The organism is Granulicella sp. S156 (assembly GCF_009766105.1).
Classification (GTDB): domain Bacteria; phylum Acidobacteriota; class Terriglobia; order Terriglobales; family Acidobacteriaceae; genus Granulicella.
This window is the reverse complement of record NZ_LMUH01000001.1, coordinates 22,377-44,288: the sequence shown is the minus strand read 5'-3', so window position 1 is coordinate 44,288 and position 21,912 is coordinate 22,377. Positions and strand designations below refer to the sequence as shown.

Annotated in this window: 22 protein-coding genes and 1 tRNA gene; 7 read left to right on the top strand and 16 right to left on the bottom strand. The window is 55.7% G+C overall.

Going from position 1 to position 21,912, the window contains the following annotated elements; all coding sequences use genetic code 11:
• Window positions 1–43: 43 nt before the first annotated feature.
• From GSQ91_RS00230 to GSQ91_RS00215, 4 genes are all read right to left on the bottom strand, one after another.
• Window positions 44–811, bottom strand: a complete 768-nt coding sequence (locus tag GSQ91_RS00230) for a phenylalanine 4-monooxygenase (protein ID WP_158819243.1) — start codon at window positions 809–811, stop codon at window positions 44–46.
• A gap of 90 nt (window positions 812–901) precedes the next feature.
• Window positions 902–2,164 carry an MFS transporter gene (locus GSQ91_RS00225; protein WP_158819242.1) on the bottom strand — a complete coding sequence of 421 codons (1,263 nt, stop codon included), beginning with the start codon at window positions 2,162–2,164 and terminating at the stop codon, window positions 902–904.
• A gap of 305 nt (window positions 2,165–2,469) precedes the next feature.
• On the bottom strand, window positions 2,470–4,137 hold the full coding sequence (locus GSQ91_RS00220; protein WP_158819241.1) for an FAD-dependent oxidoreductase: 1,668 nt from the start codon (window positions 4,135–4,137) through the stop codon (window positions 2,470–2,472).
• Between the two features lie 160 nt (window positions 4,138–4,297).
• On the bottom strand, window positions 4,298–6,385 hold the full coding sequence (locus tag GSQ91_RS00215; RefSeq protein ID WP_158819240.1) for a winged helix-turn-helix domain-containing protein: 2,088 nt from the start codon (window positions 6,383–6,385) through the stop codon (window positions 4,298–4,300).
• A 217-nt stretch (window positions 6,386–6,602) separates the two neighbouring features.
• Here GSQ91_RS00215 and GSQ91_RS00210 point away from each other — a divergent pair, with 217 nt between their 5' ends.
• Window positions 6,603–6,941: a hypothetical protein gene (locus GSQ91_RS00210; protein ID WP_158819239.1), complete on the top strand. Its 339-nt coding sequence runs from the start codon at window positions 6,603–6,605 to the stop codon at window positions 6,939–6,941.
• Window positions 6,942–7,126: 185 nt separating this feature from the next.
• Here GSQ91_RS00210 and GSQ91_RS00205 read toward each other — a convergent pair.
• A tRNA-Ser gene (locus tag GSQ91_RS00205) sits at window positions 7,127–7,218 on the bottom strand.
• Between the two features lie 310 nt (window positions 7,219–7,528).
• Window positions 7,529–7,711 carry a hypothetical protein gene (locus tag GSQ91_RS00200; protein WP_158819238.1) on the bottom strand — a complete coding sequence of 61 codons (183 nt, stop codon included), beginning with the start codon at window positions 7,709–7,711 and terminating at the stop codon, window positions 7,529–7,531.
• A gap of 165 nt (window positions 7,712–7,876) precedes the next feature.
• Between GSQ91_RS00200 and GSQ91_RS00195 the strand changes: the two genes are divergently transcribed.
• Complete coding sequence (locus tag GSQ91_RS00195; protein ID WP_158819237.1) at window positions 7,877–9,289, top strand: hypothetical protein; 1,413 nt, start codon at window positions 7,877–7,879, stop codon at window positions 9,287–9,289.
• A 145-nt stretch (window positions 9,290–9,434) separates the two neighbouring features.
• Here GSQ91_RS00195 and GSQ91_RS00190 read toward each other — a convergent pair whose 3' ends face one another.
• The gene (locus GSQ91_RS00190) at window positions 9,435–9,806 is read right to left on the bottom strand and encodes a hypothetical protein (RefSeq protein ID WP_158819236.1); all 372 of its coding nucleotides are present in this window, start codon (window positions 9,804–9,806) and stop codon (window positions 9,435–9,437) included.
• A 109-nt stretch (window positions 9,807–9,915) separates the two neighbouring features.
• The gene (locus GSQ91_RS00185; RefSeq protein ID WP_158819235.1) at window positions 9,916–10,434 is read right to left on the bottom strand and encodes a hypothetical protein; all 519 of its coding nucleotides are present in this window, start codon (window positions 10,432–10,434) and stop codon (window positions 9,916–9,918) included.
• Between the two features lie 104 nt (window positions 10,435–10,538).
• Between GSQ91_RS00185 and GSQ91_RS00180 the strand changes: the two genes are divergently transcribed.
• Window positions 10,539–11,294 (top strand): hypothetical protein, encoded by a 756-nt coding sequence (locus tag GSQ91_RS00180; protein ID WP_158819234.1) that lies wholly within the window; start codon window positions 10,539–10,541, stop codon window positions 11,292–11,294.
• 73 nt (window positions 11,295–11,367) lie between these two features.
• Here the strand turns inward: GSQ91_RS00180 and GSQ91_RS26030 are convergent, their stop codons facing one another.
• On the bottom strand, window positions 11,368–11,493 hold the full coding sequence (locus tag GSQ91_RS26030; RefSeq protein ID WP_256370358.1) for a hypothetical protein: 126 nt from the start codon (window positions 11,491–11,493) through the stop codon (window positions 11,368–11,370).
• A 634-nt stretch (window positions 11,494–12,127) separates the two neighbouring features.
• Here GSQ91_RS26030 and GSQ91_RS00175 point away from each other — a divergent pair.
• Window positions 12,128–12,961, top strand: a complete 834-nt coding sequence (locus GSQ91_RS00175) for a hypothetical protein (RefSeq protein WP_158819233.1) — start codon at window positions 12,128–12,130, stop codon at window positions 12,959–12,961.
• A gap of 381 nt (window positions 12,962–13,342) precedes the next feature.
• Here GSQ91_RS00175 and recA read toward each other — a convergent pair whose 3' ends face one another.
• Window positions 13,343–14,416 carry a recombinase RecA gene (gene recA / locus GSQ91_RS00170; RefSeq protein WP_158819232.1) on the bottom strand — a complete coding sequence of 358 codons (1,074 nt, stop codon included), beginning with the start codon at window positions 14,414–14,416 and terminating at the stop codon, window positions 13,343–13,345.
• Between the two features lie 122 nt (window positions 14,417–14,538).
• Here recA and GSQ91_RS00165 point away from each other — a divergent pair, with 122 nt between their 5' ends.
• Window positions 14,539–15,225: a queuosine precursor transporter gene (locus tag GSQ91_RS00165; RefSeq protein ID WP_158819231.1), complete on the top strand. Its 687-nt coding sequence runs from the start codon at window positions 14,539–14,541 to the stop codon at window positions 15,223–15,225.
• Between the two features lie 136 nt (window positions 15,226–15,361).
• On the opposite strand, the gene GSQ91_RS00160 is transcribed toward GSQ91_RS00165, so the two are convergent.
• Window positions 15,362–15,751, bottom strand: a complete 390-nt coding sequence (locus GSQ91_RS00160) for a GxxExxY protein (protein WP_158819230.1) — start codon at window positions 15,749–15,751, stop codon at window positions 15,362–15,364.
• 7 nt (window positions 15,752–15,758) lie between these two features.
• Window positions 15,759–17,336, bottom strand: a complete 1,578-nt coding sequence (locus GSQ91_RS00155) for an FAD-dependent thymidylate synthase (RefSeq protein ID WP_158819229.1) — start codon at window positions 17,334–17,336, stop codon at window positions 15,759–15,761.
• Between the two features lie 81 nt (window positions 17,337–17,417).
• Here GSQ91_RS00155 and fabG point away from each other — a divergent pair, with 81 nt between their 5' ends.
• Together fabG and GSQ91_RS00145 are read left to right on the top strand one after the other, a co-directional pair.
• Entirely contained in the window at window positions 17,418–18,167 is a 750-nt protein-coding gene (fabG, locus tag GSQ91_RS00150; RefSeq protein WP_371417052.1) for a 3-oxoacyl-ACP reductase FabG, read from the top strand.
• Window positions 18,168–18,356: 189 nt separating this feature from the next.
• A complete protein-coding gene (locus GSQ91_RS00145) occupies window positions 18,357–18,770 on the top strand; it encodes a helix-turn-helix domain-containing protein (protein ID WP_158819227.1) in 414 nt (137 codons plus the stop codon).
• Between the two features lie 114 nt (window positions 18,771–18,884).
• Here the strand turns inward: GSQ91_RS00145 and GSQ91_RS00140 are convergent, their stop codons facing one another.
• The 4 genes from GSQ91_RS00140 to GSQ91_RS00125 all read right to left on the bottom strand — a co-directional run bounded on the left by GSQ91_RS00140 (window position 18,885) and on the right by GSQ91_RS00125 (window position 21,912).
• Window positions 18,885–19,727 carry a rhomboid family intramembrane serine protease gene (locus GSQ91_RS00140; protein ID WP_254064292.1) on the bottom strand — a complete coding sequence of 281 codons (843 nt, stop codon included), beginning with the start codon at window positions 19,725–19,727 and terminating at the stop codon, window positions 18,885–18,887.
• 99 nt (window positions 19,728–19,826) lie between these two features.
• Window positions 19,827–20,336: a hypothetical protein gene (locus GSQ91_RS00135; RefSeq protein WP_158819226.1), complete on the bottom strand. Its 510-nt coding sequence runs from the start codon at window positions 20,334–20,336 to the stop codon at window positions 19,827–19,829.
• 92 nt (window positions 20,337–20,428) lie between these two features.
• Entirely contained in the window at window positions 20,429–21,382 is a 954-nt protein-coding gene (locus GSQ91_RS00130; protein ID WP_158819225.1) for an MBL fold metallo-hydrolase, read from the bottom strand.
• A 68-nt stretch (window positions 21,383–21,450) separates the two neighbouring features.
• Window positions 21,451–21,912, bottom strand: a complete 462-nt coding sequence (locus GSQ91_RS00125) for a GNAT family N-acetyltransferase (RefSeq protein ID WP_158819224.1) — start codon at window positions 21,910–21,912, stop codon at window positions 21,451–21,453.

Here is a 21,912-nt window from a genome sequence, read left to right as displayed (position 1 = left end):
GAATGGCCGATGGAAGCAACTTTTGGCAACCAGGTAAAGCCCTCTACCCCAGCCGTGACTCCGCTTCCTTGGTCGCCTCGTATATCTGGTCGAACGACTCAATCGCGTACAACACCTTCTGCATGTTGCCGCTGTCGACCTTCTCCTCCAGCACCTGGTCGAGATTGAAATCACGAATCTCCAGACCTGCGCCACGCTCGATGACATGCGTGCATTCGCCATGCGACGAGATCAGACCACTGCCATAGACCTTGATCTCGCCGCGCTCGCGAATGACGCCGAATTCCACGGTGTACCAGAAGAGCCGCCCCAGACGCTCCAGGACGTCCGGGCTCTTCGACGCCGCACAGATCTTGCCGTAGTGCTCCAGAAAGTCCCCAAAGACAGGGTGTGCATGCATCGGCACGTGGCCGAAGACGTCGTGAAAGATGTCGGGCTCCGGGGTGTACTCCATCGACTCGCGGCTGCGGATCCAGGTGGTCGTCGGAAACATGCGCGCGGCGAGCATCTCGAAGAAGGCATCGGCGGGCAGAAATCCGCTGACCGGAGTAGACTGCCAGCCCGTACGCGGTTGCAGGCGCTTGCTCACCGCAGTGAGATCGGGCAGTTGGTCCGCCTGCAAGCCAATCTGATGGAAGCCCTCGAGGTACTCCGCGCAGGCATGCTGTTCCAGCTGCGGCATGCGGCGCAACACGAGTTCGCGCCAGATGCCATGCTGCTCCGGCGTATAGGCAGCCCAATCCTGCTGGATGAGAAACGGTTCAGCAACCCGAAGCTTTTTGGGAAGACTGGGGATGACGGCAACAGACATGGAACGCTCCCGCGAGATTCAGTCAACTCAGCCGCCCTTAAAGGTGCGCCTGCGCCGACTTAGGCTCGACCCACTATAAGAGCAGATGCATTAGACAGAAGACAAGTCAGCGCCTTTGGCCTCTCGGCCCAGTCCCGTCGTTAAAGCGACAGTCAGGGCAACAAATAGCACGGTCAGAGCCATAATCGGGGTCAGCCGGCCACCGAAAAAACGGGCGGCGAACAGGGCCTGAAAATGGCTGTTCTGGGAAGAAAGAAGATTGCCCAGCTGGTATGCCAAGCCTGGAAAGAGCGCTCGCACCTGCGCCGGAGCAAGCTCATTCAGATGAACGGGGATGACACCCCAGGCTCCCTGCACCATGAACTGCATCGCAAAGCCGCCCAGGGCCAGCATCACCGCCGTGTGGCTCCAGGCCCAGAGCGGAATCACAGGGATGGCGAGCAGCGCCGCGATGATGATGGTGCGACGGCGGCCAAAGCGTTCAGAGAGCGTGCCACAGCAGATGCCTCCCAGCAACGCACCTATGTTGCCGACGATTGCCACGACAGAGGTCGTCTGCGGCGTCAGATGATGATCGTGCTTCAGGAACGTCGGATACAGGTCCTGCGTGCCGTGGCTGAAGGACAAAAGAAACGTCATTAGCAGGGTCAGGAAGAGAAACAACGGCAGATGCGCCACGATCTGACGGAAGGTTGAGCCGAGTGAGTGCGGAGTGGCGCCGAGAGACTTTCGGCGGCTCGCTTCCCAGGCCGGCGACTCTTCCACCCCCGAGCGGATGTAGAAGACCAGCAACGAAGGCAGTGCGCCCAACAGGAACAGCACGCGCCAGTTGGAGAGGTATCCGTGTCCATGCAGATGCGGAAAGACCAAACCATAGACGGCCGCAGCCAGCAGGTTCCCGGTCACATAGCCTTCCTGCAGAATTCCGGAGAAGAAGCCACGATTGTTATTGGGAAGTGTCTCCAGGGCAAGCGCCGCGCCGACGCCCCACTCGCCTCCCATGGCAATTCCGAACAGTGCCCGCGTGATGAGAAAGATGTGGAACGTAGGCGCGAACGCTGAAGCCACTTCAAAGACCGAGAAGCAGATGATGTTGAGCATCAGCGTGGGACGGCGGCCAAACCGTTCCGCCAGCAGGCCGAAGAGCAGCGCACCGACTGGACGCATGCAGAGCGTCCACGTAAGGCTGTAAGCCACCGTCTCAAGATTGACGTGGTACGCCGAGGCGACCGAATCGAGACAGTACGTAAGGATAAAGAAGTCGAAGGCGTCGAGCGTCCAGCCAAGAAAGCACGCCGTAAACGCTCGGCGCTGCATAGAAGTGAGTGAGCGGAATGGCTGCAGCAGCGGCATCGTGCATCCTCAAGAACTTGTATAACAACTTACGATAGTTCCTGCCGTTGCTTCTTAGACCTATCGAAAATTCACATTTATCTCTTGTTTTTCGTTGTCGCGGTTGCTTTTGTTTTTCGGAGTAGCAGCGGCCTTTAGGCCGCGGGAAAAGACTCGGCAAGAAAGGGCTTTAGCCTTGGGCCTCTTGCTTGTGCCAACAAAGAGCCCAGGGCTAAAGCCCAAGAAATATTTACCCTGTTCCCGCGGCCTAAAGGCCGCTGCTACTCCGAAAAGCAACAGACAGAACGCAGTTCGTAAACAGGTTCTTAGACCTGTGCCATCTCTTTCTGTTGCAGAGCCAGATACTGGTGGACGAACGCAATCGCCATACTTCCCTCACCCACACCGCTCGATACGCGCTTGATGGAGTCATGCCTCACGTCGCCAGCACAGAAAAAGCCTGGGAGATTGGTCTCCAGCAGGAATGGCGCGCGCTTGCCGTTCCAATTCGGCAGATCCATCAGATCCCGGCCGGTGCAGATGAACCCGCGCTCGTCGCGCTGCAGATTCCTGGGCAGCCAGTCGGTGTTGGCATCGGCTCCTATCATGACAAAGAGCGCGTCCGCACGGCGTGCTTGAGGTTCGGCCCCACGGGTGCTGGTGCAGATCGTCTCCAGATGATCTTCGCCGCCAACGGACATGACTTGCGTGAACGGCTCCACGGTAATGTTCTTCTTGCTCGCAAGCTGTTCGATGAGGTACTGCGACATGCTGAGTTCGAGCCCAGCTCCGCGTACCAGGATTGTTACCGAGTTGGCATAGTTGGAGAAGAACATCGCCGCCTGTCCTGCGGAGTTGCCACCACCAACAATGAAGATGTCTTTGCCGATCACAGTCGGTGACTCGGTGCGCGCCGCACCGTAGAGCACGCCGCGGCCCAGCAGGCGGTCGATACCCTCTGCCTCCAACCTGCGCCAGTCAACGCCGGTCGCCAGGATCACGGTCTTCGTCATCACGCGGTCGCCGCCATCCATCTCCACACAATAGCCACCCGTCATCGGCTCGACGTTCTGCACATCACGAGTCAGCACCATCTCCGCGCCAAAGCGTCCTGCCTGCCGCAGCGCACGCTCGCTCAAGTCATCACCCGAGATGCCGTTCGGAAATCCGAGATAGTTCTCGATACGCGAGGAGGTACCAGCCTGTCCGCCTGCGGCATTGCGTTCGATGAGCAGAACACACAAGCCTTCAGAGGCGCCGTACACCGCAGCCGCCAGACCAGCCGGACCGCCGCCAACCACAACGACTTCGTAGTCCTCTCGCGTAGGTCTCGTGCGGATACCCAGGGCATCCGCTACCTTGCGCACCGTTGGCGACTGGCCTACGCAGAACGCCTTATCGATCACCACCGCCGGGCCGTTCAGATCTGCCGGTATGCACACAGGAACCCGCTCAGGCTCGCTTTCGCGGTCTACCCACTCATACGGAATGCGGTTCATCGAAAGAAACGTACGAATGTCGCGGCAGTCGGTATCGAACTGCGAACCCACGATGAACACGCGTGAGGAGGGCGTATCCTTGACCCACTGTTGCACATTGGCCAGACGCTGATTCATGGTCTGGAGAATGATGGCGCTGCATGCCGCCGAATCGCGAATCAACTCCTGCAACTGTTGGCGGTCAAATCGCGCAATACGACACCAGGACTTTGCCTGGACGGACACAAAGGCGGGAGCGCCCATCAGAATCGGAACCTCTCCGAAGAACTCTCCAGCCTGATATTTATGAAATTCGCGCGACTGTCCCAGAACGTCCTTCACCAGAACAAGTTCACCCTCGAGAAGGACATAGAAATAGGGTACGTCTCCTTCGCGAATGAGCCATTCTCCAGACTTCAGGTGCACATCGGCAGCTTTATTGGCGAACCTCTGCCGCTCAGCCTCGTCCAAACACGCAAAGATTGGGATTTGGTTCAACTCATCGGGCGTAATCATGTCCCTATTCTCCCACCATCTCTGTCGCTACGTCTTGCACACCCGCAGCAACTACGGAACAACGGACGCGCCGCTTGTAGCGGCATCCTGTCTTGTCAGACAACTATCGCAAGCAAGCGAAGAATCGCAGCTACAAATATTCCAGATGATTTAACTGTATTTATTTCAGCCCATTGACCAGGTAAAGATCGGAGAGCAGCCGCGAGTATCCGTAGATGTAGCTCCGGCCATCCGCACTTAGATAAAGATGAGAGAAATCGCAAACTCCCACCTCATCCTTCGTCATCTCCCGAAACAACTGCCGTTGTCCGTTCTCAACATTCAACCGATAAAGCTTCATCGGTAATTGATTAGGTTGATAGACATAGAGGAAGTGAGGATCAGAGGTCCAGGCATAGCTTTCTCCTGCTAACAGGCCCGGAATAGGACGAGAGGCTCCGCCATCGATTGGATACAGCGCAGCCTCGTTCCCATCAGGATCACTGCCAACAATGAGTTTGCCGTCAGCGGAAACGGTACAGGAACTGATGCCTTCCGGCGTGAGCGGACGGTCTTTGTCATCCCCGATATTCTGAAGAAAGCATCGAGCTTCGTGGTCAGCCTGGTTTCCAGAGAATACGATTTGCTTGCCGTCAGGCATCCAGTGAACGGAATGTCCGTATTGCTGAATATCGCCGCGTTCGATTCTCTGGGCAGTTCCCGGTCCAGTCGGCAAGAGCATCAGTTGGGTATAGGAAACAATCGATACCGCCCATTTTCCGTCGGGCGATAGATCGCCAGCCATACCCTCCCCAAGGGCGATGGGGGCCGATCCCTTAAGATCGCGCGTAGCGACGGTATAGGTCGATCCGGTCTGCTGTCCCTGCTCGTCAAATAAGAGAAGATTGCCGTCAGCCGAGAGCGCCACCGGAATCGACCAATCCAGCCAGGAGAGATCTCGCTCCCGGGTGGCCCCCGGAGCCAGTCCCATAATGCCGGAGCGCTGTTCATCATGGGTAAGGAGAACCCTGCCGTCAGGAGCGATGTCCTGTAAGGTGACCCCACCCAGTGCGTGAAAGGCCTGGCGCAGCTTTCCGGAGAGACTGACAGCATAAACACGGCGCTGCAGTCCGGACTGAGTCGCCGTGAACCAGACTTCCTTCCCATCTGGCGCCCACGCCAATCCTTCCTCACTCTCCCATCCTGTAGAAAGCACCTTCCTGTTCCCTGCCAGGTCAACCATCGAAACGACGCCCTCATCGTCGTGATAGCGCGGATGGTCGAGAAACGCAATCTGATCGCCTTTGGGAGAAACCCGCACATGGGTTATCCAGCCAACGGTCTCATAGAGCACATGTCCCACAGGAAATTCGAGGCGCTGTTTGCCGGCCATATTGCGGACAATGGCGATCGATTTTCCATCTGGAGCCCAGTCGGCCCATTCAACATTCTCCGCAATCTGACGAGGCGCTCCACCGGCAAGGGGCATCTGGCCGAGCGTGCCACGAACGGCCCATAAAAAGCGAGGTTTAGCCGACTGAAGGACTGCCATCTGTCCAGACGAAGAGACCGCCAACAGATCCGTGGCAGAAAAGCCAAGGCTGCGAACTCCGTTTGAGTTCAGGTCGGTCGAATACATCTCGATGGGCGCGCCATCCCAGGAGGCCGAGTAAATCACGCTGTGCCCATCAGGGGCGAACCTTGCGGCGTAGACAGTACCGTGCCGAGATGTCAGGCGTTGAAAATCAGGCGGTTGGGATCGACCTCCCCCGCTTCCAAGCAAGACACCGACGCCAACCAGGCTGCCCACAACAATAACGGCAAGAAGTACCAGGAGCACCTTGTTTGGTCTGAAGGGAGTGCCAGCCGCTGAGACATCGGTCTTCGCGAGTAACGGGTCTTCAGGGGAATCCTCGACCTCCGCGATAAAGCGGTATCCGCGGCGAGGAACTGTCTCAATAAACGAGGGATTCTCGGCCGAGTCTCCCAGAGCCGTGCGAAGTTTTGCGACCGCAACATTCACTGCATGATCGAAGTCGCCGAAGTTTTCCTCCGGCCAGATTTGAGACTGCAGCTCTTCACGGGTGACTAGCGTACCGGGGCGCTGCAGCAGAACCTGCAACACCCTGAAGGGCTGATCCTGAAGCTTGACTCGGCTTCCTGACTTCCATAGCTGCCCCGTTTGGAGCTCAGCCTCGAACTCTCCAAATCGAATCGTCTTCGCGCCGTGAAGTCCGGTTGATTCCTCGGTTCTGGGAAAGTCAAGCATCTCTTTATAATCCAGTCTCTGTTGATGCCACAGATGCCACAAGCATTCTTACGTTTCAACTATTTTACCCGGAGATGAACCTCTCCTGACCTCTCCCGCACCTCTCCTGCAAGATAAGTCACTGTTGATGAGGAAGATAGACCCGGTGAATTGAGGTGTTCAGCAGCCTCGTCGAGGATGGCGTTAGCAGTGAAATCTTGCAGTACTGGGAGTTGTTATGAAGATTCGTAATGTTCTGGCAGTGTCTATCGCCCTCGTAAGCCTTACGTCGTCGTCCAAAGTCTATGCTGCGCCGGCAGGTGTTAATGTGCCGGTTCACGCGATCTTCGCAAAGGCCCAAACGGTCAAGTTCAGCGTCCGCAACGATTCGAAGGCGGCCATAGAGTTGAAGGTGGGTGAGCAGGTAATGACACTCGCTCCAGGGAAGTCGCTTGAATTGAAGGTTGCTATCGGAACAACCGTCCTCGCCAACACGTCAGTCGGAAACTACCACGCCGGCGATGTGCTGGCACAGGCCTCGAAAGAGATGGACGACACCGTTCTCGCGCTCCGGTAACCCACCTCCATACTGCGAGCCGGCTGTCAGCCTTCCGGGCTGTGGCCAGCTCGCATCTTCACAAAAATAAAAGCCCGCGATTGCGGGCTTTTGTTTTGTCTTTGTGAAGATATGGATATCGCGATAACAAATTAACTGCGAATGGGTACCCGAACCCCAGAGGCAAAACACGATATAGAAATTTATGGCGGAGAGTGAGGGATTCGAACCCCCGATAGCCTTGCGACTATGTCTGATTTCGAGTCAGGTGCATTCAACCGGGCTCTGCCAACTCTCCGCATGGTGCTCGAGCAACTCATCCACAATGCGGATGTCTATCGGGCTTTCCCTAGTCTACCGGCGAAGGTGTGTCTATTGCAATGCCACGTATAGCCTTTGATCTTGGCATCAATGAGAACAGAGTTGATCCAACCTCTAGCGCTCACCTCATTACGTGCACTCGGGAAGACCCGCCCCCCTCTGATTCTCCCTTGAGCATCGCACGTGGTTTATCGAACCGGATTGTCACGGGTAGTTCTTCTGGAAACGTCCAGTCGATCATCACGACCGAGAGCACTAGCGTTACATCGGGGCCCTACGACTCTGGGCTATGAGGATTTCGTTGGTTTGTATGCCAAGCTCGATCCTGCATATGTGCAGTCGGCATCCTTCGTCATGAACTCAACAACTCGTGGCATCATCTTGCGTGGGGCGAGTTTTGGATTCTGTTCGATCTCTGCTAATTTTGCCTCGCCTGCTGCTAGGTCAGACAGAAGCGACAGTTTAGCCATTTCGTTCACCTCCTCCAAATCCTCAGTTTCAAGGTGAGCAAACCTATCGCCTAGACACGACAAAAGCCCCACCCTCAAAAACATCCAGGGTGGGGCTTTTGTCGTTTAACGATATAGTCATCCCGTATACCCAACCGATCACAATGAGTTGAGAAGGCGGTCTCTATGAATCAATGGGATCAAAGAATCAAAGAACATCAAATCTGGGCCGAATTGCAGGCTCTTGGTCCGCTCGTTGACCGTGCACTTGGCATTGAGGACTCGCTAGAAGAATCCCGACCTGGTATCGAACGTCTACGAACGATGCTCTCATACTGTGGGAAGCGGCTCGCGGCTGCCGACCCCAGCATTACGACTCCAGCACCCCTTGATGAGATGGCGACAGCGCTGTTGGCAGTGCGTAACGAAATAGAAGCCTACATTTCTGACAAAGTTGGCGGTCACATAATCAATGCAAACGCAACTGCCGACAGAGTTCTCGCTGCAAGCAATCAACTTCCTGGGGCTTACAGTCCGGAGGAGCTTGGAGCACTCATCTCGATATCGACGGAGCAACGGGCATTAGCAGAAGAAAGTCTTTCTGCCGCGCGTACAGCCAACAACAAGCTCCATTCAGAGATAACAGGGTTGCAATCGCGCTTGAACGAGCTTGCTACTTTGATTGACGCCGAAAAGCAAAAACTTGTACAAGTGACAACTGATTATCAAGGTCAGTTTTCAGCTTCTCAGGATACGCGAAGCAAAGAGTTTACGGATACGTTGCGTACTGGCCAGCAGGATCTAACGAAGCTGGTAGCCGATTATCAGGGGCAATTTTCGACAGGTCAAGATGCTCGAAGTAAGGAATTTGCAGAGGCACAAGGTGTACGTCAAACAAAGTATGGTGAGGTCATTGCTGCTTATGAGAAGAGTCTTTCAGCACAAGACACAGAATTCACCAAGCAACGTAACGAAACGGTTCAGGCGAATACTGAGAGTCTCAAGCTCCTGAATGCGTCATTCGGAGAAGAGGCCGAGAGCATTCTGAAGAGCATCAGAGAGAAAGAAGAGAACGTAGAAAAGCTCGTGGGAGTTATCGGCAACTTAGGCGTGACCTCTGGCTATCTTCTTACTGCCAACCGGGCTCAAAAAGGGATGTGGATCTGGCAGGGACTTACTGTGCTGTCACTGAGTACGCTTACCGTGCTCGCATATAGAACGCTTCCGCTCCTTGAAGATGCTTCTGGCCACTTCAACTGGGGCGGGTTCGCGGGTAGAGTTTTGCTCTTGGTTTCACTGGGAGTCATCGCTGGATACAGTGGCAGTCAAGCGGACAAATTGTTCTTAAACGAAAAGCGCAACCGCAAGCTCGCTCTCGAACTAGAAGCTATTGGACCGTACCTAGCCCCGCTCCCAATTGAAGATCAAAACAAATTTAGAATCAATATTGGTGATCGCTCTTTCGGGCAAGAAATCGAAGCAACCTTGCAAGCGCATCACAAAAGCCCGGCTTCGATCCTAGATCTCTTATTAAAATCAAAGCAAGGCAAGGAACTCCTCGAGTTGATTGTTGAACTGGCAAAGAAAACGAAAGGTTGAGTGATTTGATTGCTGCTCCCCCCTTCCTCTTGTTAGTTTGCTTGGAGGTGAGCAAGACTACCACCTGAACTCGACAAAAAGCCCCACACCTGCGCATACTCTGCACGGTGTGGGACTTCTTTCTCGCTAAGCTGCCTTCAGTCCTCTAAGATTGATCTTTCTCTGGGAAGTCCTTTTCATCTTGAATCCGGTTGATCTCGTCGATTTCAAATCTCAGGCTGTGAACAATGTCAGTAAGCAGCAGCAAGCGCGCCTGCTGGCTCGTGGTGAGGTTGTCTGTCCCCATTAGCTCCCGCTCTGCCTGTAGCTGTCCAAACTCGATTGCCCCCGCGCGGAGCTGAACGCGTAGAGCCTGAATTGTTGGATCGTCATCAACGCAGGAGCAGCCGTATTTGGGACAGTATTCGCAGATGAATTCCCCGCACTCGCGGCACTGGCTAAGGTCTTCAGCGGGGAAAACCTGTGGGCAGATGGAGCAGGAGATAGACGGTTCAGAGGAAAGGGCATCTTGAGTCATCGGTATTGCCTCTCAGCTCAGGTTGTGATGCTTGTCTGAATTGACAGTAGAGGGCGACGTTCCCAAAGGCTAGAGAGTGTTTTTAATACTTGTGGATAACCAAACGAGGCTAGCGCTTTCTTGAAAGATTCTCAAAGCTTACTGAAACCTGATTCGCGTCCATGAGACGAAACGTACTCCGCAGTGATTCCCCGGCTATCGACTCATATTCGACGATGAAGCCCTTCTTGGAGCGCATATTATCCGTGAAGAGTCTACCTTCTTGTGTCGTCGTATCGCAGATAACAGACTCCGTACCCTGCATAATTGAAAGCCTCTGCTTGGGGATGGGATCGTCAAATAGATAATGCTTGACATTGATTGCCGGGCCAAAGCCCTGATTCTCAAGTTGCCATTCATCACAAGTGAGGTATAGTCCCTGTTTCAGCGTAACTAGATTCAGGGCAAGGAAGGGCAGCACATTGTCTTTTGCTTGGAAAGCTGTCGCATTCGCGATTGTTCGCGTATCCCAGGCATACTTGCAGAGGACCGCAAGCCCCGCCACTCCGACGAATGACGCTACCAGAGCGGCAATCGCCTGAATCCCTGCGGAGTTGTTCGTTGCCCACTGAAGAACATGATTAGTCATTTGTGCGTAGATTATCAGTAGTCCTGCACTTGAAGCGGGAGGACTCAGGTTTGGCGAAGACCCCGGATCTACGTCGAATAGACGGGAAGGAATTGCTGCTTGTCATGAAGACCTATTTTGATGGGAGTTGGGGAAACGACGACAACGGAGATAACTGGATAACGCTGGCTGGGATTGCAGGGACTGACGAGGTTTGGGCATCATTCGATCAAGAGTGGAAGACTATGCTGGCAAACCGCTATCCTGTTGCCCCCTACATACACATGATCGAGTTGCTAGGAAACGATGATCCGTTTGAATCTGAAGCGGGGTGGGATTTCGACAAGAAGCAGTGTTTGATACAAGATGCCATCGTTCTTTTGAGTCAGGTGAACAAAGAAGAATTTAGGATGGCGCGGTGTTCAATCAACGAGTCCGCAAGACATCGCTTGTCGTTAAAGGGAATTGCCGTCGTACCAGACCCTTTGAAGGAGTGTGCCGGTGGTTGCCTTACGTTAACCGCTGGAGTCTACTCGGAAAATGTCCCCGAGACGCACAAAGAACCACTGTACGTTTTTTATGACAGAGGTGAGAGGTTCCTGAGCAAGTTTAAACAGGGCTGGCTAGAGAAACGAACTCGTCCTGGCAAGACCAAGAACCCCAACAACTGGTGGGACCAATTTGCAGATGTTCAGGACTTGGAATTGCCATTCCACTCCCCCTTACAAGTAGCTGACATGATTGCTTGGTCCCACACGCGCAAACTTTCTGAAAAGGAACGACCCTTTTCGTACTTGAAAGAGTGGCTTCTAAAGGTTATTCCGTCTTCTACTATCGACATAGACGAAAAATTCATGCGGGCTAACGCACACAGTTTGTAAGCCTCGTGATGGCAGGTAGGGGGAAGCGTGTAGGAAGCCGCTCACGCTGCAAATGCTGATAGCTGCCCGTCTTTCACTTCAGCTTGATGTACTGCTCGCCTGTGACATCTAGCAGGAGTTCTCCTGCACCAGCCTCCAGCGACTTCTCAAACAGGGCCTTCTTTGGACCTCCAAGCGCCGTATGCGTCCTTGCGATCATTGTCCGGATCATGTCAGCCGTCTGGAATCTCCGCTGTCGTCCTATGGGCATCTTCGACTGCGGGTCAAGGAAATCGCAGTACCAGACGCAACGGTCGTATCTGAATCTCAAGAGGACCTGGCGCGAGCTTAGGCGGTAGTCACACAGACGCGGTCCACCTTTCCAGAAACCAATGTCCATCGTTCGTAGGCAGTTCGCACACATGCGGCCTTCTTCACGCATCTCAGCCGTTGCTCGGCGCTCACAGCCCATGCTTAGTCCTTATTCTGGAGTTTGACTGGCACCTTCCTAAAGACGCGATGGAAGATTTCGTGTGCGAGTTCTACCGACTCATCAATTACTGCGATGGTTGGCACCACCCGGACGCTCACCTGTCTTTCCCTAGCGAGTCGTATGCCTGCAATGAGACAGGCCCCGAGATAGACCATCGCTCGATTAACACGGGGCACGTGTGCATCAGGATTGAACATGGTACGATTTCAGTCGAATATAAAGCGAATACGAGCAGATCAGATTTCTGCTTTACGTAAGGCAAAGAGAAGCGGACAATCCGAAAATGCGAAACTTTGCGCCCAGGTTGGCTTCGGTCTGGAACCATAGTGCCTTCGTGGCCTGGGCATTGGTGCTCGTGGCTATGGGCCTGTCGCTGTGGTTTATACTGCATCCCCAATCTCCTGGCGTGTGCATTGGCCTGCTCGCCCTAGTGGCGGGGATTATGAGTGTGCGCCCCGACCACATGCATATCTATGAAAAGGTGGCATGGATCGTTTTACTCATTTCGTTTACTGTTCTGGAGGTTCGTGCAATTGGCAGAAGCGACAAAGACAATCAGGAAGCACGTCAACGACAAAATGAACAATTTCAAAGGATTGCAAACGGCTTGTCTGACTCGATCCGAACGGGAAATGAGCAGTTCAAGGCGACAACGAGCGGCATAAGCACGACCCTAGAAGCAGCTAACAAGACGATAGAGCAGACCCGGCCCTATGCTGCGATACGATTTGATCGATTTGAATTTGCGGGTGCGGCTCCACAAGAAATTAAAGCGGATACGCCTTATGCCTTTAACTATTACTTCGTCAACATGGGCGCAGCTACGGCAACAAACATTTCGGTAATGGCTAAAATCTATCCGGGAAAGCCTGATGATAAAGACGATCAAATAAGAATCGTTCGACGATTTGAAAATGATTGGAGTGGAGGTGGAAAGTTGGCGTCTGGTTCTGTCCTTGTTCCCTCCTATCCTTCCTGGAACACTATCCATGGAACCTTTTCCCAAGAGGAATGGAACGAAAGATCAACAATTTATTTCTTGCTCAGGTTTGAGTATTCGGACCTGAACGGAACATGGCGAACTGACTCTTGTAGTTCGTTCCAAAAAGTTCTTCTTGAGCCTATTGCAGTGAACATACTTCATCCATGCAAGGTTTTTCAGAGATTTCACTATCAAATCAAACCACCTGCGTGAGGGTTCTTATACCGCGTGGTTGATGCTTAATTGAGTTTCATCAAGGTGTTGCGAAACAGAAACGACGCTCCCCACAACTCTATTTTTTGTGTCATTTGTTGTGCCAGTTGCTAAGGGAATTCATGACAAGCTAGTGCGTGTCTATGCGACCTGGACCAAAATGCAAACTATTGATTTATAGGGTCTTATCGTGCCAATGCAACTGATTGTAGAAGGCTACGAAATGGCTAAAAACACATTTCGAGTCAGGTGCATTCAACCGGGCGCTCCCAACTCTCCGCATGGTGCTCGAACAACTCATCCACACCGCTTCAGACCGCAATTTAAAAGCAAAAGCCACGACGATCTTCTGTCATGGCTTTTGCTCGGTTGCAGGCAAACTTATCCGCGGCGTGGCTTTACGACCTCAACCGCCTGAGCAGCTCCATTGGCCGGAGCTTCAGGGACCTCAACGTCATCCGACGCCTTGATGCCAAGCTTCTTGCGCAGTTCGCTGTCGATGCGCCCGAAGACTTCCCTGTTTTCCTTCAAGAATCCACGCACATTCTCGCGGCCCTGTCCGATGCGCTCGCCCTGGTAGCTGTACCACGCGCCCGACTTGTCGACGATGTTGTGCAATACCGCAAGGTCCAGTGAATCGCCTTCGCGCGAGATGCCTTCCCCGAAGAGAATGTCGAACTCAGCGTCGCGGAACGGTGCCGCCACTTTGTTCTTCACGATCTTGACCTTCGTGCGGTTGCCGACAACGACGTCGCCTTCCTTTACCGCGCCGATGCGGCGGATGTCGATACGCACCGAGGAGTAGAACTTCAGAGCGCGTCCGCCGGTCGTGGTCTCGGGATTGCCGAACATGACGCCAATCTTCTCGCGGACCTGGTTGATGAAGATCAGGCTCGTGCGCGACTTGGACACCGTCCCGGTCAGCTTACGCAGCGCCTGCGACATCAGCCTGGCCTGCAAGCCCATGTGCGAGTCGCCCATCTCTCCATCGAGTTCGGCCTTCGGAACCAGAGCGGCCACGGAGTCCACCACCAGCACGTCGATCGCACCCGACCGGACCAGCGCTTCGACGATCTCCAACGCCTGTTCGCCATAATCCGGCTGGCTCACCAGCAGGTTATCGGTATCGACCCCCAGCTTCTTCGCATAGGCCGGATCGAGTGCGTGTTCCGCGTCGACGAACGCCGCCAGGCCGCCGTTCTTCTGCGCCTCGGCGATGATCTGCAGCGTAATGGTGGTCTTACCCGAACTCTCCGGTCCAAAGATCTCGATCACGCGCCCACGAGGCACGCCACCCACGCCCAATGCCGCGTCAAAAGAGATCGAACCCGTGGAGATCACCGAAATTGGCCCAATGGCCTCTTTCGCGCCGAGCCGCATCACCGACCCTTTGCCAAATTGCTTTTCAAGCTGAGAAAGTGCGGTTTCTATGGCTTTGCTGCGATCATCTGCCACGATGTGTGTCTCCTTAATGGGGTAGAGCGAAGGTGAAATGTCAAAGCCGAGTCTAGCATCAAACCCCAGGCCATGGCAAAAGAAAAGCGAAAGTCGCCGACAACCTGCGATACTCTCAATCCATGCACCGCTTTCGCTACCTCGACGCGCTGACAACCGCCTTCGTCGTAATCCTTCTGGTGTCGAACCTGCTCGCCCAGAAGGTCATTCGCATCGGACCGTTCTCCACCAGCGGTGCCATGGTGCTCTTCCCCATCACGTACATCTTCGGGGATGTTTTTACCGAGATCTATGGCTACACCGCCTCCCGGAGGGCTATCTGGCTGGGGTTCTTCGGCACGGCGCTGCTCTATGCCGTCTCGGCCCTGGTCATTGCCCTGCCCGCCGATCCGGAGTGGCATAATCAGGCGGCGTTCATCACGGTCTTCGGCTTCCTGCCGCGCATTCTTATTGCCAGCCTTATCGCCTTCTGGGCAGGCGAGTTTGCGAACTCGTACACGATGGCCAAGTTGAAACTCATCACCAAAGGGCGCATGCTTTGGACGCGGACGGTGGGGTCGACCGTAGTCGGCCAGGCTGTGGATACGACGCTGGTCATCGTGATCACCTTCGCCGGTACGTTCTCCCCACACAAGCTGCTGGTGATTATCGTGACGGGGTATCTGCTGAAGGTTGCCTATGAAGTGCTGGCGACGCCGATGACCTATCTCGTGATCGGCTGGCTCAAGCGTGCCGAGCACGTGGACACCTTCGACACCCACACCAACTTCAATCCCTTTCGACTTGGCGGACAGCCGGAAAAGCCTTGACGCAACGGGCGCGGCGGTTCGCAACGGCACGCGACGGCATTTGTGTTTAGGGGAAGTGTTTTCCATAAGCACTACAACCGTCGCGTATCGTTGCGAACCGTCGCGCCCGTTGCGTCAGAGCTTTTTCTAACTTGATCTAAAACCCATTCACACGCCGATAAATCCCATCCTTCAAGCGCTCTACATTGAAGTTCAATAACAATCCGAGCCGTCGATTCGATAGCTTGAGATAAGACACCAATTGCGACAGATGCACAGGGGCGATAGCCTCCAGCGACTTGACCTCAATCACTAACTCGTTCCCCACTAAAATATCGATTCTGTATCCAACATCAGAGAGCTTTACATCTTCATACACAATCGGTACAGGCACTTCTGTCTTCACATCCAGTCCCATGCGATGCAATTCAAATACCAGGCACGCGGTATAGGCACTCTCCAAAAGTCCAGGACCAAAGGTAGAGTGAATACGATATGCGGCATCCAGCGTTCGTTCCGCAAGGGCATTAAGTTCTTCTCGGGTCAAAAAACGATCACCTCTTCAGCAGGTCCATCGGAACATTCACATCCTCAATCCGGAACAGCCCCGCTAAAGCCGGATGCCTTACAGCAATCGATCGATACATCTCCCACGCCACACGCCGGTAGCTGAAGTGCCCAGCAATCCCCGAGCGCAACTCCGCAATATAGAGCGCTTCGGCGAAGTCCATCTTGAACAGGCTGCGGCAGCGAATGCCCAGCGGCAGCAGGTACTGCGCGCTCTGGTGCGCCTCGGGTTCGTCGCTGTCGCGAACCGTGCGATACGCTGCCAGCGCAGCGTCCATGGCCTCACGGTACTGCTCTTCCAGGCCAGCCTCCGCAAGTGTCGGCTGTCCGGGGCAGACAGGCTCATCGTAGCCGTGAACGTCCGAGAACTCCTGGATCAACTGCACGCAGCGACGGTGGCGATGCATATCGCGGAAGCCGCCAATATCCATGAGGATGTCGAAGCGAAACCCATGTCCCGCGTTGAAGGCCCGTACCAGTTCGTCGTGACGTCCGCGATGCACCGCACCCAGCTTCAGCAGTTCATTGCGCCGTGTCTCGCTCAGCGCAGCCACCGCTCCGCGCAACTGGCGGTACGAGTAATGACAGTGCGGGTAGACCAGCGAGGTCGCGATCTCTACCTCCAGATCCTCGTCGTCGTCCAGCAGGTCGACGATCGGCGCAGGATAGATCGGCGCATCGCCCATCAACTCTCGTGCGGCCTGGGCCAGCTCTGTGCGGCTCTTGCACTGGTACTCGTTCTTCTCCGCGTACTTCACCAGCGTAGGCGCGGTGCGTACTGGGGGCATCAGGTCGTTGAGGATCTCGGACGTCGCATTGGCATCGACCGTTCCCTCACCCGCAAGCTGTTCCAGCTTGTCGCGCTGCACATTCCATGCCGGCTCGCTGGCTGCGGTTCGCAACTTGCCTCCCAGATCGCGAATCTCCGCGAACTGGCTCGAGAGCAGACGCGAGACCTGCGTCTCCAATGTACGAGCATTCACAATCTGGCCGAGCGAGGTATTCGTCGCCAGCGGCAGCAGATAGCGCGCCGCGTCGAAGGCACGAGCCTTCAGCGTGCGCTCGTAGCTGTCGGACTTCATCGACTCCGGCTGCGGGATCGCATGCTTGAGCGCGGAGAGCATCCCTGCACTCAGCGAGTCGTAGGACTTGAAGAGATCGCCAATCGCGTGGGTGTACAGCTTGCGCTGCTTCGTCCCTAGGTGCGGCGTAAACCATCCGCTGCGGCGGAAGTCCTGGTAGCGCGTGGAGCGCTCCTGCCCGTCCCAGCGCGTCTCGTCCACCAGACAGATCGCCGCCAGCAGCGAAAGCTTCTCCACCGCGAACGGAATGTGCGCGAGATCGGCAATAGAGCGATGGCCATACTGGAAGTAGAACGTGTTGAGAAACTGCTCAGCACGCTGCGAGCTGATCTCTGCCAGCGATTCGCGCATGGTCAGGGCCGAGCGCGAGTACTTGGCCATCGCATAGGCAAGGACCTCCGGCTCCGCGCCGTGGATGGCGTAGACTTCGGTGGTATTTTCGGGATGTTGGGGTTCGGGGTGCGGTGTGGGACGATCTGACATGACTCGCACAAGAATATCGTGCCTGCGATGCTTTAATAGTGGAGAACTCTAACTGATTTACCGACAACAGAAATGAGGAGCATTGTGAGCGGATTGACAGGAAGAATTGCGTTGGTAACCGGCGCGTCGCAGGGTATCGGACGGGCATGCGCCCTTGAACTCGCCAAAGCCGGAGCAACCGTCGCCCTGGCGGCGCGGAGTGCGGAAAAGCTCGAATCCGTCGCCGCCGAGATCGCAGCAGCCGGCGGCCATGCCAAGACCTTTGCCCTCGACGTGTCGAACGAAGAGTCGATCAAGGCCTGCGCCAAAGCCGTCATCGCCGAGTTCGGGAAGGTCGAGATTCTCGTCAACAACGCCGGCATCACCAAGGATGGCCTCACGCTGCGCATGAAGCGCCAGGACTGGGACGATGTAATTAACACGAACCTCACCGGAGCGTTTCTGCTGACCCAGGCTTGCTCCTCCTCCATGCTCAAGGCACGCTGGGGACGCATTATCAACATCACCTCCATCGTGGGAGAGGTCGGGCAAGCCGGACAGGTCAACTATGCGGCCTCCAAGGCTGGAATGATCGGCATGACCAAGGCACTGGCCCGCGAGCTCGCAAGCCGCGGCATCACCGTCAACGCCGTCGCTCCGGGCTACATCGAGACAGCCATGACAGCCATCCTGCCCGATGAGCATAAGGCAGCCATGATCACGCAGATTCCACTGGGACGCGTCGGCACCGAGCACGAAGCCGCCGCTGCTGTCGCCTTCCTGGCCTCTGAAGGTGCCGGGTACATCACAGGGCACACGCTCGACGTCAACGGCGGAATGTACATGGGGTAAAGCAGAAGAGTGTAGAGGATAGACCGTAGAAAGGAGCCTTTTGGCTCTCCCGTCTATCCTCTACACTCCATCCTCTACACTCTGTCTCACCAGTGCCGCCGGATGCACGAATCTTTCATGGTTCGTAAACATAACGATTCTTGAACTTAGTTCTTGCTACCTTCGTTCGAGATCGTTACTTTACGGCTAATGGAACATATGCAAACAGCCTTGCCATCGGCGATGGCAGCGTCACCAGGACCAGCGCCAATCAATATTGGGACGACGATTCGCGACTTTCGTCTGCAGCGGGGGATGTCCCAGGGGGACATCGAAAAGCGCACCGGTCTGCTGCGTTGCTACCTCTCACGCGTCGAGAATGGCCACACGGTGCCTTCGCTGGAGACCTTGCAGAAGATCGCCTCAGCGCTCGACCTGCCGCTGAGTCAGTTCTTCGCCGAGGATTCCGTCAAGGAAGTTCCGGGCATGAGCCTCAATGAGGACGAGATTCGATTCCTCACCCAGGTTCAGCGCTACTCCGCTCACCTGGGCGAAACCGACCGCCGCCTGCTGCTGGCCATGGTGCGAAAGTTCGCAGCAACCGCAACGCTCTCGATCAGTTAATTTCGGACAAGAAAAAGCCCCCGGCCACCCGGGGGCTTTTTCCTTTGGCGGAAGTATAGCGCTCACCGCCCTGAGCGTGCCTGTGGAGATATTGCCCCGTATGTGGATTTCCGGTCAGAATGACTGCGCCAGACCATAGCCAAACAGACAGAGCAGCAGCGCCGCAACAGCAAACACCAACCCCTGCCGGGCGCGATAACTCGACTTCCCTGAGGTCATACGCGGAAATAGCGGGAAACCCAGCGCCAGACCGCTCAGAAAGCCTCCGAGATGTGCCGTATTGTCGATGCGCGGCAGCGAGTCGGGAGCTAGATGCACCTTCGCCAGCTGGGCGGGCGAAAACGCCGGCAGAAACTGCGGCAGAATACCAATCGCGAGATTGAGGGCGGCGAACCAGATCACCGAGCGGCGCAGGCTGCGCAGCTCCCTCCACGGCGCGGCAAGTTTGCGGTTGGAGAGCAGCACAATCAGGATTCCCGCTACGCCAAAGACTGCCCCCGAAGCGCCTGCGACCAGGGTGTCCTGCCGGCTGACGACACTCCAGGTGAGCGAGAGCATCATGCCTGCCGTGCCTGTCAGTAGATACACCGCGACCAAGCCAGGACGGCCCAGCAGGGGCTCTCCGAAGAGACCCAGGTTCCACAGGCACCACATATTCAGGGCAAGATGCAGGATCGTGACATGGACGAACGTAGCGGTAATCAGACGCCACCACTCGTTCTGCTGGAGAATGAGCGCTGAATCGCTGCCGCCAAAGTGGAGCAGCGTACTCACGTCGAACGGCGCTGTAAGGATTCCCCAGCCTGCGTGCTCCCGGATCAATGGAACCGCGGGGCTATACCGGAACATGACCGCGAAGACCAGAAGGTTGATGCCAATCAACAGATACGTCGCCGGATAGCCGAGCAGCGAGGGAGGTTTGTCGTTATCGCTAGCCGCTGACTTCCTTGATTCCAAGGGAGCCAGCTCCACTGGCAGGAGATGCTCCGTGGAGGAAGAGACGATGGAAGATGAGGTAGGGTCGCTCAAAATGGGATGCCGGGCTTGCAGCGTGGCTCAGGCAGCCTGCTTGCGCAGACGATCGCGCTCTTCCGGCGAAATACGCTCACGGAACATCGTGGATAGCATGCCTGGAATCGGCGTCGCGATGGCCACCAGAACCCAGAGCAGCAGCGAAACGAAGACGCCCGTGCAGGCAACGGTCTCCAGGCTAATGGCAATGCTGTCGGGAATGCGCGCCAGAACCGCTCTGCCCTCACCGTGCAAATGCACGTGGACATTGCCGCTGATGTGGCTGTAAGCCTCAATCTTATGCATGACCAACGCTGCTAGAAGGAACGCCACAAAGGAGAGGGTGGTTGCCGCCAGAAGCAGGATATCCACAGTCCGGTGGAGACGCTGGCGGCGGCGGCAGTACGTGCAGCCACGAAGGTGCGCCTCATAGTCGCCGCGAAGGTCCTTGGGAATGCCCGAGATGTCATAGCGCCAGCCGGAAAGAATGGCTCCGATGACCTGATCGTTGCAGGCCTCGTGGCGATGGGCGCGATGATATGTTTCGTTCGGCATTCTTGCGGTCCTTTCAGTTTAGATGAATTCGACCGATAGCAGGAAGCACCTTTTCTTCGGCACCGGGAATCCGTCCAGATCAACGGCCAAAGCTAAAGGCAGATAGGGTCGAGTGGCGCATCCTGCGCGGCCAGCACCACGCGGTTGCCGAGCAGCGTCATCCGGTTGCTGATCGCCTGTTCGGCAGCCAGTCGGGCCAACTCCGGTAGATTATTGCTCTCGGAAAGATGGCCGAGAACGATGGTATGCGCGCTGCCATCGTAGTCGCGCAGCAGAAACTCGGCTGCGGCATGATTCGAAAGATGGCCGACCCGCGAAAGCACGCGCTGCTTCACCGACCACGGATAGGGGCCGTCCTTGAGCATCTCAAGATCGTGGTTCGATTCCAGCAGCAGTACATCGACATTCCGCAGGGCCAGCTTCACGTTCGGAGGGATGTACCCAAGATCGGTGGCGATAGCCATGCGGATGGACTCCTGCCGCGCATGGAAGACGAAGCCACAGGGATCGGCTGCATCATGAGGAATCGTAAAGGGGTTAACGTCAATATCGCCGATGCAGAAGTTCTGTCCGGCACGGAAGTATTCCACAGCCGGAAGGAACGCCGGATCGGCCTTCGCTGCGGGACGCACCTCTTCTGCTGGAGACAGCTCATCCACCGGTAGCTTTTCTTCCACCAAAGTGTCGGTTTCAACCTGAGCAGCCACGAGAGCAGCGCGAGCCTCTTTCTCCTGCTGCATCTTGTCCATCCATTTGGCATAGGACATGGTCTTTCGAGGCGTAAGCATCCGCACCCACGCGCGATGCGTCTGCTCCGTAAAGAAGACCGGAATACGCAGCTTCCGAGCCAGCACGGCAAGACCCGCTATATGGTCGACGTGTTCATGGGTAATCAGGATGGCATTCAGCTCTGCGGCATCTTCTCCGGCAAGAGCCATGCGGCGCAGTATCTCGCGGCACGACAGCCCCGCATCCACCAGGATGCGCGTCGAACCTGAGGCAACCACAGTAGAGTTGCCTTTCGAGCCCGAAGCTAACACCGTCATCCGCACAACGTACAGAATACGCCCGCTTTCAGTGCAAATCGGGAACCAAACTGGCTACGTGGCGCATGTCAGAGCATCTTGCGATAGACGACAAAACCGGAGTGTTCCGCCATCTTGTCGTAGAGTTGCATAGCGGTCCGATTCGTCTCCTGGGTATGCCAGTAAACACGAGGCGCACCCGCAAGCCTCGCTTGCTCATAGACTTCGCTGATCAAGGCTCTGCCGACGCCTTTTCCCCGTGCCGCCTCACTGGTAAACAGGTCCTGCATGTAGCAGGTTGGCGCAATCGATATGGTGTTGCGATGAAAGAGGTAATGCGCCAGGCCAAGCAATTGGCCCTCGCGCTCGGCGACCAGGCCATGCACCGGCTCATAGGCATCGAAGAAACGGGCCCAGGTCATGAGAGTAACGTCAGGCGAAAGCGCGGTTTCGCCCGACCGTCCGTAGAAAGCGTTATAGCCCTCCCACAACGGCAACCATTGATCGTAATCCTGCCGGCTTACAGCGCGGACGGAGACATCACGAATCAT